Origin of the sequence: Tunturibacter gelidoferens (genome assembly GCF_040358255.1) — a bacterium.
GTDB lineage: Bacteria > Acidobacteriota > Terriglobia > Terriglobales > Acidobacteriaceae > Edaphobacter > Edaphobacter gelidiferens.
The window spans coordinates 486,709-503,965 of sequence record NZ_CP132938.1; the positions used below are offsets into that span (position 1 = coordinate 486,709).

The window sequence follows — 17,257 nt, forward strand, 5'->3', positions numbered from 1 at the left end:
CTAATGAAATTCAAGGTATATGCGGGGCGTCGATTACACCGCCTCGCACATCCGGCAAAACTACGACTTCTTGAAGCCGTGACCACCGAAGGTCCCACTTCCATCTATCTTCCTTCCTTATGCGGCTCGTAAGCCAAGTTGTGCAAGCTCATCTCTCAGCTGAGCTGGTGACTCAAAACAAATCGCCTGCATGCCGAGAGCTTCCGCGGTATTGCAGTTTTCAAGCTTGTCGTCGATAAATAACGCGGTCTCCGCAAGATGGCCCGAGATCTCGATCGCAGCCCGATAGATGCCGGGATGCGGCTTCATCTCATGCACGTAGCCGGAGCAGATAAAGTAGTCGAAAAAGGGCCGCAGCCGAAACGCATCCAGACGATGCTCGTTCAACTCACTGCTCTCATTGTTGAGCGTGGCCAGCGCATACCTTCCCGACGTAGCAAGCTCTCCAAGAATATCGAAGCTCCCCGGATGAAGAATCTTGCTCTCCGCACAAACCTGCGGCCAAAGCTCAGCAAAGGTCAGATTCGGATTCTGATTCAGCACCGTTACGTTGAAGAAGTGCTCTGCCGTCGACAGTCCCCGTTCCCAGTACTGGTTCGCTTCTTCATGACGCGACTCGTAATCGACCAGATCAACACCGAGCCGAGACAGAACCTCCGTACGTTCGTCTTTGTCCCACCCATTCGTGAGCAGGACTCCGCCGATGTCCCAGAAGATCGTCTTGATGTACGAGGAAGAACTCACTCACCCTCCGCAAAATCTGCTCCGACAGTCACCTGCTCCCAGGCGGCAATCTCTCTCTGCCAGCCGTCGAGCTTGCCCTTGAATCGTTGCAGGGCGCTACGGCCCAACAAAAGATGAAGCGGTGGATCCTGAGATTCGACGACCCGGATCATAGCCTGCACAGCCTTCAGCGGATCACCTGCCTGCTTGCCGTCGTTCTCCACAAAATACTTCCGCATATTCGCGGCCGTCTGGTCGTAATCAGCAATTTTAGTCTTCGCAATCACGCCGGAGCGACCTAGAAAGTCGGTACGAAACGGGCCAGGTTCAATCACGGTAACGCGAATACCCAACGGCGCAAGCTCTGCCGCTAAAGCCTCGGACAGCCCTTCAACAGCAAACTTCGTCGCGTTATACATCCCGATCCCCGCCCCGCCAATCAGGCCGCCGATCGACGAAAGATTCAGAATATGTCCGCTCCGTTGCTTGCGCAGATGAGGCAGAAACGCCCGCGTCACCTTCAACAGGCCGAAGACATTGGTCTCGAACATCGGCATAAACTCCGCCTCCGAGACCTCTTCAATCGCGCCAGCAACTCCGTAACCTGCGTTGTTGACCAGCACATCCACTTGTCCGAACTGCGCAAAGGCCTGCGTCACAGCCGAATCCACTTGGCCGGCATCCGTGACATCCAAGGCCAAAGCCTTTGCACTTCGCGGATACTGTCTTTCAAGATCTGCAACCTTGTCCAGCTTGCGAGCAGTCGCAATCACCTTGCCGCCTGACCTCAGAACCTCTTCCGCAAGCAGACGGCCAAAACCGGTCGATGCTCCCGTGATAAACCAGACACGTTGAATCGATTCAGTCATGATCTCCAGTACTCCAAAAGGCTACGTTCTTGTGCTGAATCAATGGAAGAGCCCGTTCGAGCGTTGCAGCAGCCCCGATCATCCCGACGCCGCCCAGGCGACACATAATGCGCGAATCGCCTGCAACCAACCCACCCCAAGACTCTGCCCCCTTCATAGCGTTCAGGTTAAGATGCTCGGGCGGTGTCACAAGGCGCAAATGAGTAGTAGTCAGGCTTGAGTAGACACAGAGTTTATTGCCAGACCATGAAAAGGCGGGGTGATCGACCCCGCCTCTCCATTTACTTCTTTACCAGCTTCTTGGCATGGTCTACAACGTTCGCAACGGTGAAGCCCAGCTTCTCGAAAGCGACCGCTCCCGGAGCCGAACCACCGAAGCGGTCCAACCCAATCACTCCTCCGTTGTGGCCGACGTACTTGTACCAACCCAGCGTCGCACCGGCTTCAACCGCCAGCTTCGGCGTGCTCTCCGGCATCAGCTTCGCTTTGTACTCGTCGCTCTGCTCGTCATAGACGTGGAAGCTTGGCATCGAAACAACGGTCGCGTTGATCCCAATCCCCTTCAGTTCCTCAGCAGCCTTCGTGATAAGTCCAACCTCTGAGCCGGTCGCAATCAGAATCAAATCCTTGCCGTGCGAAACCACCTCATACGCCCCAAATCGCGCACCCGCGCGAGCGATCGTCGCATCGATCGTCGGCAGATCCTGACGCGACAGCGCCATAAAGCACGGACTCTTTCGCTCCAGCGCAAGCTGCCAGCACGCCGCCGTCTCATTCGCATCCGCCGGCCGGAAGTCGGTGAGGTGCGGGATAGCACGAAGACTCATCAGCTGCTCAACCGGCTGGTGCGTCGGTCCATCTTCGCCCAGTCCAATCGAATCGTGCGTGAAGATGAACAGCGAGTGAAGGCCCATCAGGGCAGCCAGACGCAGCGCATTACGGCAGTAGTCCGAGAACGTAAAGAACGTCGACCCAAACGGAATCAGCCCGCCGTGCGCCGCCATGCCATTCACCATCGCGCACATGCCAAACTCGCGCACGCCGAAGAACACATTGCGTCCAGCCGGGTCCACGTGAAAGCTCGGTGAATCTTTGAAGATCGTCTTGGTCGAAGCAGTCAGGTCCGCCGCGCCGCCAAACAACTCCGGAACCACGTTCTCAATCGCCTGCATCACCGCCTGCCCGGCGTTTCGAGTTGCCATCGGCTTCTCAGTCGGGAAGGTTGGGATCTTTTTCTCCCAATCATCGGCGAGCTTTGCCTTGATCGTACGGTCGAACTGTGCCGCCGGCTCGGGATAAGCCTTGGCGTACTCTTCAAACTCCGCCGTCCACGAAGCATGCAGATCCTTGCCCCGCAGCTTGATCGTGTCCCAGTTCTTGCGAGCCTCATCGGGAACGTAGAAGCTCTTATCCTCAGGCCAGCCCAGGTTCTTCTTCGTCTCCTTGGTCGCCTCCGGTCCAAGCGCCTCGCCATGCACCTTATTCGTGCCAGCCTTCGGGCTTCCATAACCGATCACGGTGCGCACGCGAATCAACGAGGGCTTCGACGTCTCCGCCTTGGCTGCAAGAATCGCCGCCTCAATCGCCACCAGGTCGTTGCCATCGGCTACATGCTGCACATGCCAGTGGTAAGCCTCGAACCGCTTCGTCACATCTTCCGTGAAAGAGAGCTCCGTCGGCCCATCGAGCGAGATCAGGTTGTCGTCATAAAGCACGATCAGCTTGCCCAGCGCCAACGTTCCCGCCAGCGAGCATGCCTCATGCGAGATGCCTTCCATCAGGTCGCCATCGCCGCAGAGTACATAGGTGTGGTGGTCGACGATGTTGTACGTATCGCGGTTGTAGACCGCAGCCTGGTGCCGCTCCGCCGTCGCCATACCCACAGCCATCGCAAGACCCTGCCCCAGCGGACCCGTCGTCACCTCAACACCTGGAGCCTCGCCATACTCGGGGTGGCCGGGCGTATGCGAGCCCCACTGCCGGAACTGCTCCAGCTGCGAAATCGGCAAGTCGTACCCTGACAGATGCAGCGCACCATACAGCAGCGCCGATGCGTGCCCATTCGAAAGTACGAAACGATCCCGATCAATCCACTTCGGATCTGAAGGATCGTGCTTCATCAGCTTGTGATAGAGCAAATAAGCGATCGGAGCGCATCCCAGCGGAGCTCCGGGATGTCCGGACTTCGCCTTCTCCACGGCATCGACGGCGAGAAAGCGGAGGGCGTTGATGGAGATCTGGTCAATTTCTTGCTGCTTCGAATCCTGCTGTTCGCTCATGCTGTTCCTTTGCTCTTTTGGAGATTCGCGCGCCGCTTTGCCGACGCTGAATCTGGAAGATTTGGTCAAACTCTAACAGTGTACTAGCGGGACCGGACTAGCCGCATCCTTACACCTTGGTAGATGCCGGAACCGGATCGATGGAGACATCAATATTTCGCCCCAGCCAGCGATCCTGCTGTCCCTCTACCGGCCATGCGAGGGTAAACGTAATTTTGCCTACCTGACCCGCGCCCGTCGGAATATCCACAAACGATCCCGAATATCCAACAGACCGCGACTCAAGAGTAAGCGTCGTAGCCCAGTTGTCATAGGTATAGACGACACGAAAATGCTCCCGATCGACAATGCGAAGCGTATGTCCCGAGTAGAGCGAGCGAATCGGCCGCCCCGGCTCAAAGATCTCGATATGGTTCGTAAACGAGCGCTTCTCCTTCACGACAGCATAACGATCTTCTACCGCCTGAATCCGGTCAAACACCCGGCCATCAGCCGCCGAGCGCAGCAGCTTCAGGTACTCCGCATGCGCCCAAACCAGCGGCTGCGCCGAGCCCGCCGACCGCCCGCGATACATCCCACGCGAAGGAATATCGTCATAGTCCCAGACCTGCTCCGGAAGCATCCCTCCAACGGAACTAAACTGTTCGATCGCCTTGACGTACTTGCTGAAGTCGTTCCCAGCGCAGAGCTCGTAGTGGCCTCTTTCGCCCGTCAGAATCGGCCATGCGCGACCCTGCCCCGACCCGTCATACGGCCCCCCATCCTTCTTCTGCCCATACCCGTCATGGTTGTATCGCCGCCACGAATCCCCAAACGGCGTCTCAATCTTCAAGCAGTGATCGACCACCTTCAACGAATCGACGATCAAAGGATCATCAGCCCGTCGAATCCCATAGCGCACCAGCTCCAGAAATCCTCCATCGATCACCTCGCGAGCCTCGAACACATTCCTCTCCCCCGGCTCGCGATTATTAATTCGAATCATCCCGGGTGGCAGACTGTCGTCATGAAACGGCTCACCTTTGGCTGGCGGACGAATCCGCATGTAGTGATACTTCACATCCGGGTGCAACACGCCTTCAGTCGTAGTCGTCCACTCATCCAGGTGCGACTCAATCCAGTCCGCATACGTCTCCAGATAGTTCGCCAGTTCCACTGACTCCCGCGAACGAGCAATATCCGCAGCACAGATCAACCCCGAGATCACCGCCGCCAGCGTCGACGGCGAATACCCGGCCGCCTCCTCCCACCGCTCCTGTTGCGTCACCGGCGCATACCGCACCAGAAACGCCGCGGCCCGCTCCACAAACGGAAACACATCGAAGCTCCCCAGCCCATCCTGCTTCCACAACCGCCAAGCCAGAATGATCGGAAACGCCACCTCATCCAGCTGAATTCCCGTCCAGTAGGGCGTCCCGTCGATCCAGAAGTTCTGCGCAAAGCTCCCATCCGGCTTCTGCGTGCAAGCCAGATAAACCAGCGCCCGGAGAGCCGTATCTGTCCTTCCACACGCCAACAGCGCGCTCGCAGTCTGCACCATATCCCGAGTCCACACCAGGTGATACCCACCTAAATCCGAGTCACCCTTCGACGCTCCCCACGGCACCGAAGCGGACGCAATAAACGCGCCCGAGTATGTCTTGTCCTCATGCGTCAACAGCACATTCTGGCTGATCCGCATCAGCCTCCCACCGTCCGTCGAGACCGCCGCCAAACCAATCGGCGGGTTCACCCTCTGCCACTGATCCACGAACCGTTTCTGGTGCAACTCATAAGGCGAAGCCAGCGTCTGCATCATCTGCGCGATCGCCGCATGATGCCCATCCCCAAACGAAATCGCTACCGTGAACTCACGATTCTGCGAGATATCGATCTCTCCCATCAACGCAAGATTGCCATCCAGAGCCTGCCCAAACTGCCAGCTCATCCGCATATCCTGAACCAGATTCTGGTACCCATCACTGGTCCCGACATAGCCGCACGAAGACCGTACAAACCCGCAGTCCGCGCCAAACGCCAGCGAAGTCTCGCCCTTCCAAGCCAGCAGACACCGCTGTCCCGCCACATCGATCGACCGCGCCGAGTTCCCCGCTCCACCGCCGTTCAAATGCGGCGCCAGCAGCGCATAGCACTTCAGCCGCGACAGAACGTCCTCATCCCCGGTTATCTTCACGTTCATCAACACCACAGGATGATGCGGATCACAGATGAACTCCTTGGTCACCGTATAACGTCCATCCAGATCGCTGGCCACCACCCGGACCGCGGGAGCAGCCGCATCGATGTAATGAAAGTCGTACTCGAAGTGACGCTTCTCCTCATGCACAAACGTCTCGCCATCGCTGAACAGCAACTCCATATCGCGGGTCTGCGGGCGATCGATCGTCGGGTAGTAAATCTCGTTCAACGTCCCATGCGAGACCGTAAACCACACTCGGCTCGAAGCCGCATACGCTGTCGAAACAGCGTCTTTTTCGCTCGAGGTCCAGCGCGGTTCCAGCCCAGGAGCGCCAAAGGCAGCTCCATCATCGTCAAGCCAGCGGTAAGAAGCAGTGAGGTCGTTCATTGGTTCTTATTAGAGCGCAAAACTCCGCACTCGGTTACATCCCTCCGTCAAAGAGCGATGAATCCGCAGGTAAGTTATGATTCCTGAGGTTGGGACGACTCGCCCAGGTGCATCGCGCACCGCCCGGACAGCATCGAACTCACTCAGGCAGTCAGGATCCTCCTGACTGACAAAACGAACGACGACAGGAGAACTACTGTGGCCTACGAACTACCACCTTTGCCCTACGATTACGCGGCGCTTGAGCCCTTCATCGACGAAGCTACGATGAAGCTCCACCACGACAAGCACCACCAGACCTACGTCACCAATCTGAACGGCGCGGTAGAGAAACATCCAGAGATCGGCAAGAAGTCTCCCGAGGAGCTCCTTAAGGACCTCGCCAGCATCCCCGAAGACGTTCGCAAGGTCGTCCAGAACAACGGCGGCGGCCACGTCAACCACACCATGTTCTGGCAGATCATGAAGCCCAAGGGCGGCGGCGAACCCACCGGCGAGATCGCCGACCAGATCAAGAAAGACTTCGGATCGTTCGAAGACTTCAAGAAGCAGTTCAACGAGACCACCGCCAAGCAGTTCGGCTCAGGTTGGGGTTGGATCATCATCATCGGCGGCAAGCTCAGCATTGTCACCACTGCGAACCAGGACAACCCCCTCTCCCAGGGCCACTACCCCATCCTAGGCAACGACGTCTGGGAGCACGCCTACTACCTCAAATATCAGAACAAGCGCCCCGACTATCTCGCCGCCTGGTGGAACACCGTCAACTGGGAAGAGATCAACAAGCGCTTCGCGACCGCCAAGACCCACAAGTAGTCTCCTCCCGACCAACGGGAGGGCCGCTAACGCCAGTCGAGCCGAGACAGGGTATACAAGTCACGAAGTGACCGCCCCACGCGCAGTGGGCCCGTCCGGCAGGACGTCTCCCACACAAAAGCTCCGGTGCAACGCAGTTTTCGCGTTGCACCGGAGCTCTAAAAGCCCTTCTTCAACTACGACGTGCTACCCCTTCGGCCCAGGACCAGGATCGGTTACGGCCGTCGGAGTGACCGTCTCGGTGCCGCTCCACGACCCCGTCCAGTTCGCATCTCCGCCGCCCGTCGCGCCGCTGATCACAAACCCCTTCCACGGCTGATTCCTGTTGTTGACGCCCTCAGGCGTTGCCGCATGGTCCCCGTTGCTCTGCCGGCATGCCGTGTGGTGTCCAGCCTTGACCTCTAGAAGATTCGAATCAGTCGCAATACTGGAGTAGACTGCAGCACCCCACTTCCACTCGATCGACATCCCCGGAGCACCCGTTGTATTGAACGTTCCGCTCCAGGTGACATTAATCCCAGCAGGTATCCCAGCCGACGGCACTGGAATCGCCACACCGGTAAGAAAGATCTCATCGTCTCCCGTGAGGGGAACCGTAGTAATCCAGGTATTGGTCATCGTACTGAACGTCGTCGAACTGCAGGTCGCGGTCGGCGAGAAGGTTATCTGAGCATTTGGAGCCGAACTCGTAAACAGCGCCCCAGTCTCTACATCGACAATTCTGGAATTGGTAAAGGTAATGACGCCCCCGGTGCTGGGGATGTTCTTGACTGTGAAGTTCGCGTTGAACCACACCGAATCGCCCGGCAAGAGCCGGTTTCCATTAAAGCTCGCCGTGTCGATCCCCTTGCCCGAGTTGGGCGGCGGCGGCGGAGCTCCGCAGGAGATGCTCGTCGGCGAAAACAGAATCGGGACCGTATTATGCCCCACCAGGCTCGCAGTGCCGGTGAAGTTGTAAGTTCCGATCAAAGCCGGGAACGAACCCCACACAGTCGCCTCGAAGGTGGTAGTCGAAGACGCAGTCAACGGAATAGTGCCGGTAATCGGAGCGCCGGAGTAGGGTGACGTTTCGATCGTGTAGCTGATCTGATACTTCGTTCCCGGTGACAACTCCGAAGCCGCTACCGAAAAGCTGAAGGCGTTGCAGGTGACCGTTACGTTGGCGGTGTCTACGTGATTCGCTAATACGGGAGTCGCACATAAAAGAATGAGACCCAAAGTCGTGCCGAATGCAGTTCGAAATCTCTGAAACATAATCACGCCCTCTCTTGACTGGCTTCACGAACTTCGCTTCAGGGAGGCTGGCCTCGAGAGCCTCTTAACAGGTACAGCGTGGCTTATTCTCAAGTCCTAAACTTTTCAATGCGACAGAAGACACGTCCAACTATGCAGTCACCCAGTAGTAACTGCACTACAACTTTATGGTGATTACTAATCAGTGAGGCTGCTTCCCCTACCCACCCGTCATAATTATCCGACGAGGACAAAATCCCTGTAGAGAAGCCAGATACCAACGGCGCATCGGTTCACCCTCAGCCGCTCTAATCAAACCGCTTCGACCTCAAATAACCGAATCGCCTCTTCCTGTACCATTCGTGCACGCATCTTCCGGACACTCAACAACCGTCAATCCCGCGAATCAGGATTCGCCCATGCACGTCCCGCCTTCGATCCCAAAGCAGGACACCGGCACACAATCTCCGCATCGCGCAGACGTGCCGCTCTTCGATGCGCGCTAGCGTGCACCGTTCGTCATGGTCACCGCTCTGTTCTTCCTATGGGCGATGCCGAACAACCTCAACGATGTCCTGATCCGGCAGTTCATGAAGTCGTTCCAGATCTCCCGCCTGCAGGCAGGCCTCATTCAATCGGCCTTCTACTTCGGCTACTTCTGCGTCTCCATGCCTGCAGCCTTCGTCCTCCGCCGCTTCGGTTATCGCATCGGACTCGTCTCCGGCCTGATGCTCTACTCCTTCGGTTGCTTTTTGTTCTGGCCCGCAGCCGAGATCAACCGCTACAGCTTTTTTCTCTTAGCTCTCTTCGTCATCGCCGCCGGTCTGGCTTTTCTCGAAACCGGCGCAGCCTCATTCGTCACCCAGCTGGGCGAACCCGAGACCTCCGAGCGAAGACTCAACTTCGCCCAGTCCTTCAACCCGCCCGGAACCATCGCCGGCGCTCTCATCGGCCGACCTGTTTCTTCAACGCCCGACCTGTTCCCCACCGCCCCGACCTTTTTCCCCATCGTGCGGACTGCTGGTTCAAGTTGGCGTCTCCGACAAGTGGCGCCCCGCAAGCGTCATCTCGACCGAAGTCGCGCGGTCCCATCGCGCGACGCAGTGGAGAGACCCCCGCATTTCGTCCGTATCCCCACGGTTGCCGACCAATCCGAAAACCAGCCTCTACCGCAATCCAGAGCGGCGTTCGCCAGGGTGAACTCTTCTATCTCGTGCCAGCACCACCAAAGCGCCGATCATTCCAAGAAACGGCAGCAGGAGAAAGATAAACACATAGATGTTCATCATTTGACACCTCTTCGACCCAACAGCCGGAGCCCGCGGAGCCGCTCAGCAAGACTGCCGGACTCTGCCGCAGATCATATCGTGTTACGATACTCTTAGAGGGAAGTTCGTGTCCAGAAAAACCGATCGCAACGAGATTCAGCTGCTGGCCAAGTTTCGATCCGAAATTCGACACTTCCTCCAGTTCAGCGAACAAGCCGCCACCGCAGCCGGCCTCCAGCCGCAACAGCACCAGCTCATGTTGCAGATCGCCGGAGCTCCCGACGACACCCTCGTCACCATCTCCCACATCGCCGAGGTGATGGGCCTGCGACACCACACCGTCGTCGAGCTCAGCAAACGGTGCGAGCTGGCAGGTCTGGTGCGACGAACCCACGATCAGAACGACCGCAGGTGGGTGGTGCTCGAACTCACCGCGCAGGGTCAGGAGGCGCTTCGTCAGCTCTCTGAGGCCCATGCCCAACAACTACGCGAACTGGCCCCCAGCCTTATCCAGGCCCTCACCCGCATCCGCAACACAAAATGATCGCTGCGCCGCATGAAACACAACCTCAGAACACAACCTCGGAATCACAAAACCGAAACACAAACTCAGCAGAGGGAAGGACAAACTTGAAGTCAGAACCATCCATTCTCAAGGATTTCACGGTTGATCGACGGGTCTGGCTGCTCTCCGGCGTCTCCATCGGCATCGGTCTATGCGCCACCCTGCTCGCCGTTCTACTCCTGCGTGCTATCGCATTCTCAACCAACATCTTCTACTACCACCGCTTCAGCCTCGCCCCGGTCTCTCCCGCAGGAAGCCACCTAGGACATTGGATGGTCGTCGTCCCAGTCCTGGGAGGCCTGCTCGTTGGCCTTATGGCGCGCTTCGGCTCGGATAAGATCCGCGGGCACGGTATCCCGGAAGCTATCGAAGCCATCCTCCTGCATCGCGCTAAAGTTGCTCCGAAGATTGCCCTCCTGAAACCCATCTCCGCCGCCATTGCGATCGGCTCAGGCGGCCCATTCGGCGCCGAAGGCCCCATCATCATGACCGGCGGAGCCGTGGGATCGCTCATTGGTCAGTGGATGCACGTCACCGATGCAGAGAGAACCACGCTCCTCGTCGCCGGTGCGGCAGCGGGCATGTCGGCAACCTTTGCCACGCCCGTGGCTGCCATTCTTCTTGCCGTCGAACTCCTTCTCTTCGAATGGCGCCCGCGAAGCCTGGTCCCGGTAGCGATTGCCAGCGTCACAGCATCACTCTTCCGGGTCTACTGGCTTGGCGCGGGGCCGATCTTTCCTATGCCGGTCATAACCGGAACTCATGGTGCTCCCTTCGTGATCGGCGCTCTCTTCCTGGGTGCTCTCCTCGGCCTCATCGCTGCCGGCATGAGCCGCATGATGTATGCCTTCGAGGATCTATTCGAGCACCTGCATCTCCACTGGATGTGGTGGCCCGCAATCGGCGGCATTGGCATTGGAGTCGGTGGCCTCTTCTTCCCCCGGGGCCTTGGAGTCGGGTACGACAACATCGCCGAACTGCTTCACGGGACTCCCACGATTGGCCTCATCGTAGGAATTCTGCTCGCAAAGTCGCTCATGTGGGCCTTCTCCCTGGGATCGGGAACCTCCGGCGGCGTGCTCGCTCCCCTACTCATGATCGGCGGAGCCGTAGGCGCACTGGCCGGGCACCTTACTCATGCTCCCGCCGAAACTCAAGCGCTCTGGGCCCTGATCGGCATGGGAGCGATGCTCGCAGGATCGCTTGGTGTCCCTCTCACCGCCATCCTGTTCAGCCTCGAGGTCACTCACTGTCTCCCCGCCCTGCTCCCGCTTGCCACGGCCTGCATCGCATCCTACCTCATCACCGCCCTCATCATGCCTCGATCGATTCTGACCGAAAAGCTCAGCCGGCGAGGCTATCATCTGACTCGCGAGTACGGCGTCGACCCGCTTGAGCTCGTCCTTGTTCGCGAGGTCATGTCGCCCCTCACAAAGGACACCCCAACCGCTCCACTCCCGGCCGCTTACTCTTACTCCGACTCGACCACCCGCGGAGCCGCAGAGCTGATGGCGATGGAAGGTTTAGAAACATTGGCGGTCGTAGACCGTTCCAACGGGCAGATATGCGGCGAGCTTTCACTCAGGGATCTGCTTCGCGGCAGAGAACGATCGCTCGAACGTGAAAGCGAGCGCCTACGGCTCTTCAGCTACGTTCCCCCCGAACAGGACGGTCACAACTGAGCGGCTACCGAACGCCGCAAAATACGCCTCTGTCGGCTCTGCCTCTCGCTCTGCATATAGCTGGCGAAGCCTTGAACCAGCAAAGCCTTGAGTTGGCGAAGCTTGTATTAGGCTGACGCATTAGGCCTTTGCTGTCATGCTGAATGTACTAAGCCTTTGCTGTCATCCTCAGCGCCACTAAGCCTTTGCCGTCATCCTGAGCGCACGAGGCCTTTGCTGTCATGCTGAACGCATTATGCTTTGCTGTCATCCTGAGCACACTAGGCCTTTGCTGTCATCCTGAGCGCATTAAGCCTTGGCTGTCATCCTGAACGTATTAGGCTTTTGCTGTCATCCTGAGCGCAGCGAAGGATCCCAAGGAACTCCGTCCTGCTCAAACCGCTCGTCCCTTTCCACCCACCCTCTTCACGTCGTTGTCTGTCGCCCTCACAGTTTCATCGCGGGAGCCGCAATCGAAGGACATCCTGCTCCCCCTAACGCGAGGATCTTCACCTTCTTTTCAGCCCCACCTGTCCAGCCGTCACGCGCTCTGAGGGTCGACATTGCCCAGCCAGAAAATAAAGTTCAAAACCGTGTCACTTTTTTAGGCTCCCGAAGAGTGGATGTTTAAACTCCACGTCCACCACGCAAAACACCACGTTATCACCATCAAAAAACCACATTCAAACACCCACTTTTCTCAAAAACCCGTGCAAAAACCACACTTCACCCACGAATATTTTTTTCTTCCTTCGACAAAAAATAACGGCCGAACCTTAAGAAGGTCCGGCCGTCAAGAAACCATATTTTGTCCGTAGTTATTCGCTGCCGCCCTTGCGGGGACGACGGTTCGCCTGAAGCACCTTCTTCCGCATACGCAACGACTTAGGCGTAACCTCAACCAGCTCATCATCCGCAATGAACTCAATACACTGCTCCAGCGTCAGCTGCTTGTAGGGAACCAGCCGCACAGCATCATCCGAACCTGAAGCACGCATATTCGAGAGCTTCTTCTCGCGAACGCAGTTGACATCGAGATCGTTGTCTCGCGAATGCTCGCCAACCACCATGCCTTCATACACTTCCACGCCATCCGAAACAAACAGAACGCCGCGGTCCTGCAGACCTTCCAGCGCATAAGCAGTCGTAGTCCCCTGACGGTCAGAGATCAAAGCACCCGACAAACGCTGCGGAATCTCACCCTGATAAGCGATATAGCCATCAAGAATCGAATTCATGATGATCGTTCCACGCGTCTCGGTAAGCATCTCAGAACGCAGGCCAATCAGACCACGCGAGGGGATACGAAACTCCATACGGACGCGGCCTGAGCCGTGATTGATCATCTTGACCATCTCGCCTTTTCTCGGCCCAAGGCGCTCAATAACGGTGCCAACGAAGTTTTCAGGAACGTCAATCGACAGGTGCTCAACCGGCTCCATCACAGCATCATCGATCTTCTTGGTAACGATTTCGGGACGGCTCGCCATGAGCTCGAAGCCCTCGCGACGCATCATCTCGATGAGGATGCCCAGCTGAAGTTCGCCGCGGCCCAGCACCTTGAAGGAGTCCGGAGAACCGGTGTCCTGCATCTTGAGCGAGACATTGGTAAGGAGCTCTTTGTCCAGGCGATCGCGGAGGTTTCGCGAGGTAACAAACTTGCCTTCGCGGCCAGCGAATGGGGAGTTGTTGACGTTGAACTGAATAGCAATCGTAGGCTCATCGATGGTGATCTGGGGAAGAGGCTGCGGATTCTCGATGTCGCAGAAGCTCTCTCCGATAAAGATGCCAGGGATGCCGGCGATAGCGACAATGTCGCCTACCTGTGTCTCTTCAATGTCGGTGCGCTTGAGCCCGGAGAAGCTGAAGAGCTTGGTGATTTTGTGCTTGGTGAAGGTGCCGTCGATCTTGGCGACGTTGTACTCCTGGCCGGTGCGCATAGTGCCGTTGAAGACGCGGCCGATGGCGAGACGACCAAGGTAGTCGGAGTAGTCGAGGTTGGTGACCAGGATCTGGAGGGTGCCTTCGGGATCGCCCTTGGAGACAGGAATGGTCTGGACGATCTGCTCGAAAAGGGGCTGGAGATCCGTGCCGGGGGTCGCGAGATCGTTCGTCGCGGTGCCGAGCTTTCCGTTGGTGTAGAGCACTGGGAAGTCGAGGACGGACTCGTCTGCGTCGAGGTCGATGAAGAGGTCGTAGACTTCGTTCAGGACCTCCTGGGGACGCGCGTCAGGGCGGTCAATCTTGTTGATGACAACCATGGGCGTGAGGCCAGCTTCGAGGGCCTTCGAAAGAACGTAGCGAGTCTGCGGCAGGGGGCCTTCCGAGGCATCGACAAGAAGAACTACGCCGTCAACCATCTTGAGGGCGCGCTCTACTTCGCCGCCGAAGTCGGCGTGGCCTGGAGTGTCGACGATGTTGATCTTATTGTCGTGATAGTAGAGGGCGGTGTTCTTCGCAAGAATAGTGATGCCGCGCTCTTTTTCAAGATCGTTGGAGTCCATGACGCGGTCGGTGACGGCTTCGTTGGACCGAAAAGTCCCGGACTGGCGAAGCATGGCGTCGACGAGCGTGGTCTTGCCATGGTCAACGTGGGCGATGATCGCGATATTGAAGATAGGCTTAACGGCTACTGCGGTTGAGTTGCTCACTGCGTTTATGTCCTGTCTGTGCGCTTAGGGGTGGTGTTTTGGGGAAAGTGCGCGTCCTTACTAGTTTAGCCTAGTTGGGCACATGCTGGCCTCTAAAATATGCGGGACGGCAAGAAGATACGGTGAATGGTGGAGCGTAAGACGCTGATTCGAGGAAGCTCGAATGCGGAGGAAGCTCGTCGACGATTCGTAAATGTTTAGAGAAGACGTGGACCCTTCTGTGATTCGCCCTCATCCATTAGATGGCTATCGAATTGATGGACCACAGGAGAACATCAGGCATGAGCAAGCTCACAGGAAAAGTGGCAGTGGTAACAGGTGCATCGAAGGGCATTGGAGCGTCGATCGCGGAACATTTTGGCGCAGCTGGGGCGTCCGTTATTGTGAACTACAGCAGTAGCAAGGCCGGCGCGGATGCTGTGGTTGCGAAGATTACCGCAAAGGGCGGCAAGGCGATCGCTGTGCAGGGCGATGTCTCGAAGCCGGAAGACATTGCGCAACTGTTCGCAGAGACCAAGAAGGCTTACGGAAAGCTGGATATTTTGGTGAATAACGCCGGAATCTATGACTTCAAACCGCTTGGCGAGATTACGGAGGAGCATTTTCATAAGCAGTTCAACCTGAATGTTCTCGGCCTGTTGCTCACGACTCAGGAGGCGGTGAAGTTGATTGGTCCGGAGGGCGGTTCGATCATCAATATCAGCTCGCTTGTCGGTCAGATGCCCGCGCCTACCTGGTCTGTCTACAGCGCGACGAAGGCTGCGGTGGACTCATTGGCTGTTTCGCTTTCGCAGGAACTGGGGCCGAAGAAGATTCGCGTGAACTCGCTGAATCCGGGCATGGTGGAGACGGAGGGACTGCATGCTGTTGGTTTCGCAGGTAGCGACTTCCAGAAGCATACGGAGGCAACGACACCGCTTGGACGTATTGCGCAGCCCGAGGACATCGCGACGGCGGCTGTGTTCTTTGCTTCCGACGATGCGGGCTGGGTCACGGGCCAGACGCTGATGTTGGCGGGGGGCAAACGGATGTAAGTTTGCAGGTTCACGGAAAGTATGGCTGGTGGTGACGGTCTCTCTTTTTTGATTTTCGAAGACTCGGCCAGATTGGGTTTGGATGCTTGGGAATGTCCCGCTATACTCAAGGCTCCTAATGCATCCAACCCAGTCATCCCAGTTCGAGCATGCGGCCCTGAAAAACTATCTGCTGGACCATGCCTATGACGAGATGTTCACTGGACTCGGCGACCTGCACCAGCACTGCGAACCGCTGCTGGAACACTTTTCGTTGCTGCCTTCGGAAGAGCTGCAACGGAGAAAACAGGCGGCGGACCTTAGCTTCCTGAATCAAGGCATCACGTTTACGGTGTACGGCCGCGAAGAAGGAACGGAGAAGATCTTTCCGTATGACCTGATTCCACGGATTATTACGGCAGCCGAGTGGGCGACGGTGGAGCACGGGCTGACGCAACGGATTACGGCACTGAATCTTTTTCTCAAGGACATCTATAACGAGGGACGAATTCTGGATGACGGAATCGTGCCGCGTGAGGTGGTTTATAGCTGCAAACACTACAGGCGGCAGATGATGGGTTTGCAGGTTCCCCGGAATGTCTACATTGCTGTCTGCGGGACCGACCTGATCCGATTGGAGAACGGCGAGTTTGTGGTGCTGGAGGATAATCTGCGCGTACCTAGCGGGGTCAGCTATATGCTGACCAATCGCAGGGTGATGAAGCGGATCTTTCCGCAGCTCTTTCGAAGCTACAACGTGCGACCGATTGAACAGTACACACAATTGCTGTTGGGAACGTTGCGATCATTGGCGCCCGAGGGGCGACCGGAGCCGAATATCGTGCTGCTGTCGCCAGGAGTGTTTAACTCGGCTTACTTTGAGCATGCGTATCTTGCGCGTCAGATGGGGATCGAACTGGTTGAAGGACGCGATCTGGTAACGCACGACAACGTTGTGTACATGCGGACGACGATCGGGTTGCGGCGGGTGGATGTGATCTATCGGCGCGTGGATGATGACTTCATTGACCCCCTGGCGTTTCGCGGAGATTCAATTCTTGGAGTGGCTGGTCTGTTCAATGCTTACCGTGCTGGGAATGTGACACTGGCAAATGCGTTTGGTACCGGTGTGGCCGATGACAAGGCGCTCTATGCGTACGTTCCGGAGATTATCAAGTATTACCTGAGTGAAGAGCCGGTGCTGAAGAATGTCGAGACCTATCTGTTGACCAGACCTAAAGAGCGGCAACATGTGTTGCAAAATCTTGACAAGCTGGTGGTAAAAGCGGTCGGCGAGAGCGGCGGGTATGGGATGCTAATCGGGCCGCAGTCGACCAAGGCAGAGCAGGAGGATTTTGCGCGGAAGATCGAGGCTGACCCAAGGAACTATATTGCTCAGCCTACGATCTCGTTTTCGCGAGCACCTTGTCTAATCGGAGACGAGTTGCAGCCGCGGCATGTGGATCTACGGCCATATGTGTTGTATGGGGATAAGGTGACGATTGTGCCAGGTGGATTGACGCGTGTGGCGCTGAATCAAGGATCGTTAGTGGTGAACTCGTCGCAGGGTGGCGGGAGTAAAGATACGTGGGTGCTGAGTCAGTAAAGGGAGT

The 17,257-nt window shown here is 57.2% G+C and carries 12 protein-coding genes; 6 read left to right on the forward strand and 6 right to left on the reverse strand.

The window, feature by feature from the left end; genetic code table 11:
• Positions 1 to 117 precede the first annotated feature (117 nt).
• The 4 genes from RBB81_RS02620 to RBB81_RS02635 form a co-directional block, all read right to left on the reverse strand.
• On the reverse strand, positions 118 to 744 hold the full coding sequence (locus tag RBB81_RS02620; RefSeq protein ID WP_353072620.1) for an HAD family hydrolase: 627 nt from the start codon (positions 742 to 744) through the stop codon (positions 118 to 120).
• On the reverse strand, positions 741 to 1,592 hold the full coding sequence (locus tag RBB81_RS02625) for an oxidoreductase (protein ID WP_353072621.1): 852 nt from the start codon (positions 1,590 to 1,592) through the stop codon (positions 741 to 743). Before RBB81_RS02625 ends, RBB81_RS02620 begins: the two co-directional genes overlap by 4 nt.
• A 281-nt stretch (positions 1,593 to 1,873) precedes the next feature.
• Entirely contained in the window at positions 1,874 to 3,871 is a 1,998-nt protein-coding gene (gene tkt / locus RBB81_RS02630; protein ID WP_353072622.1) for a transketolase, read from the reverse strand.
• A gap of 109 nt (positions 3,872 to 3,980) precedes the next feature.
• Complete coding sequence (locus tag RBB81_RS02635) at positions 3,981 to 6,437, reverse strand: glycoside hydrolase family 15 protein (RefSeq protein WP_353072623.1); 2,457 nt, start codon at positions 6,435 to 6,437, stop codon at positions 3,981 to 3,983.
• Between the two features lie 198 nt (positions 6,438 to 6,635).
• Here RBB81_RS02635 and RBB81_RS02640 point away from each other — a divergent pair, with 198 nt between their 5' ends.
• Entirely contained in the window at positions 6,636 to 7,253 is a 618-nt protein-coding gene (locus RBB81_RS02640; protein WP_353072624.1) for a superoxide dismutase, read from the forward strand.
• A gap of 186 nt (positions 7,254 to 7,439) precedes the next feature.
• Here RBB81_RS02640 and RBB81_RS02645 read toward each other — a convergent pair whose 3' ends face one another.
• On the reverse strand, positions 7,440 to 8,507 hold the full coding sequence (locus RBB81_RS02645; RefSeq protein ID WP_353072625.1) for a hypothetical protein: 1,068 nt from the start codon (positions 8,505 to 8,507) through the stop codon (positions 7,440 to 7,442).
• 500 nt (positions 8,508 to 9,007) lie between these two features.
• Here RBB81_RS02645 and RBB81_RS02650 point away from each other — a divergent pair, with 500 nt between their 5' ends.
• The 3 genes from RBB81_RS02650 to RBB81_RS02660 all read left to right on the forward strand — a co-directional run bounded on the left by RBB81_RS02650 (position 9,008) and on the right by RBB81_RS02660 (position 12,001).
• Entirely contained in the window at positions 9,008 to 9,871 is an 864-nt protein-coding gene (locus RBB81_RS02650) for an MFS transporter (protein ID WP_353072626.1), read from the forward strand.
• Between the two features lie 10 nt (positions 9,872 to 9,881).
• Entirely contained in the window at positions 9,882 to 10,298 is a 417-nt protein-coding gene (locus RBB81_RS02655) for a MarR family winged helix-turn-helix transcriptional regulator (RefSeq protein WP_353072627.1), read from the forward strand.
• Positions 10,299 to 10,384: 86 nt separating this feature from the next.
• The gene (locus RBB81_RS02660) at positions 10,385 to 12,001 is read left to right on the forward strand and encodes a chloride channel protein (protein ID WP_353072628.1); all 1,617 of its coding nucleotides are present in this window, start codon (positions 10,385 to 10,387) and stop codon (positions 11,999 to 12,001) included.
• 797 nt (positions 12,002 to 12,798) lie between these two features.
• On the opposite strand, the gene typA is transcribed toward RBB81_RS02660, so the two are convergent.
• Positions 12,799 to 14,631: a translational GTPase TypA gene (gene typA / locus RBB81_RS02665; RefSeq protein ID WP_183791282.1), complete on the reverse strand. Its 1,833-nt coding sequence runs from the start codon at positions 14,629 to 14,631 to the stop codon at positions 12,799 to 12,801.
• A gap of 281 nt (positions 14,632 to 14,912) precedes the next feature.
• Between typA and RBB81_RS02670 the strand changes: the two genes are divergently transcribed.
• Both RBB81_RS02670 and RBB81_RS02675 read left to right on the forward strand, forming a co-directional pair.
• Complete coding sequence (locus RBB81_RS02670) at positions 14,913 to 15,665, forward strand: SDR family NAD(P)-dependent oxidoreductase (protein ID WP_353072629.1); 753 nt, start codon at positions 14,913 to 14,915, stop codon at positions 15,663 to 15,665.
• 169 nt (positions 15,666 to 15,834) lie between these two features.
• Positions 15,835 to 17,250 carry a circularly permuted type 2 ATP-grasp protein gene (locus RBB81_RS02675; protein ID WP_423248062.1) on the forward strand — a complete coding sequence of 472 codons (1,416 nt, stop codon included), beginning with the start codon at positions 15,835 to 15,837 and terminating at the stop codon, positions 17,248 to 17,250.
• Positions 17,251 to 17,257: the final 7 nt, after the last annotated feature.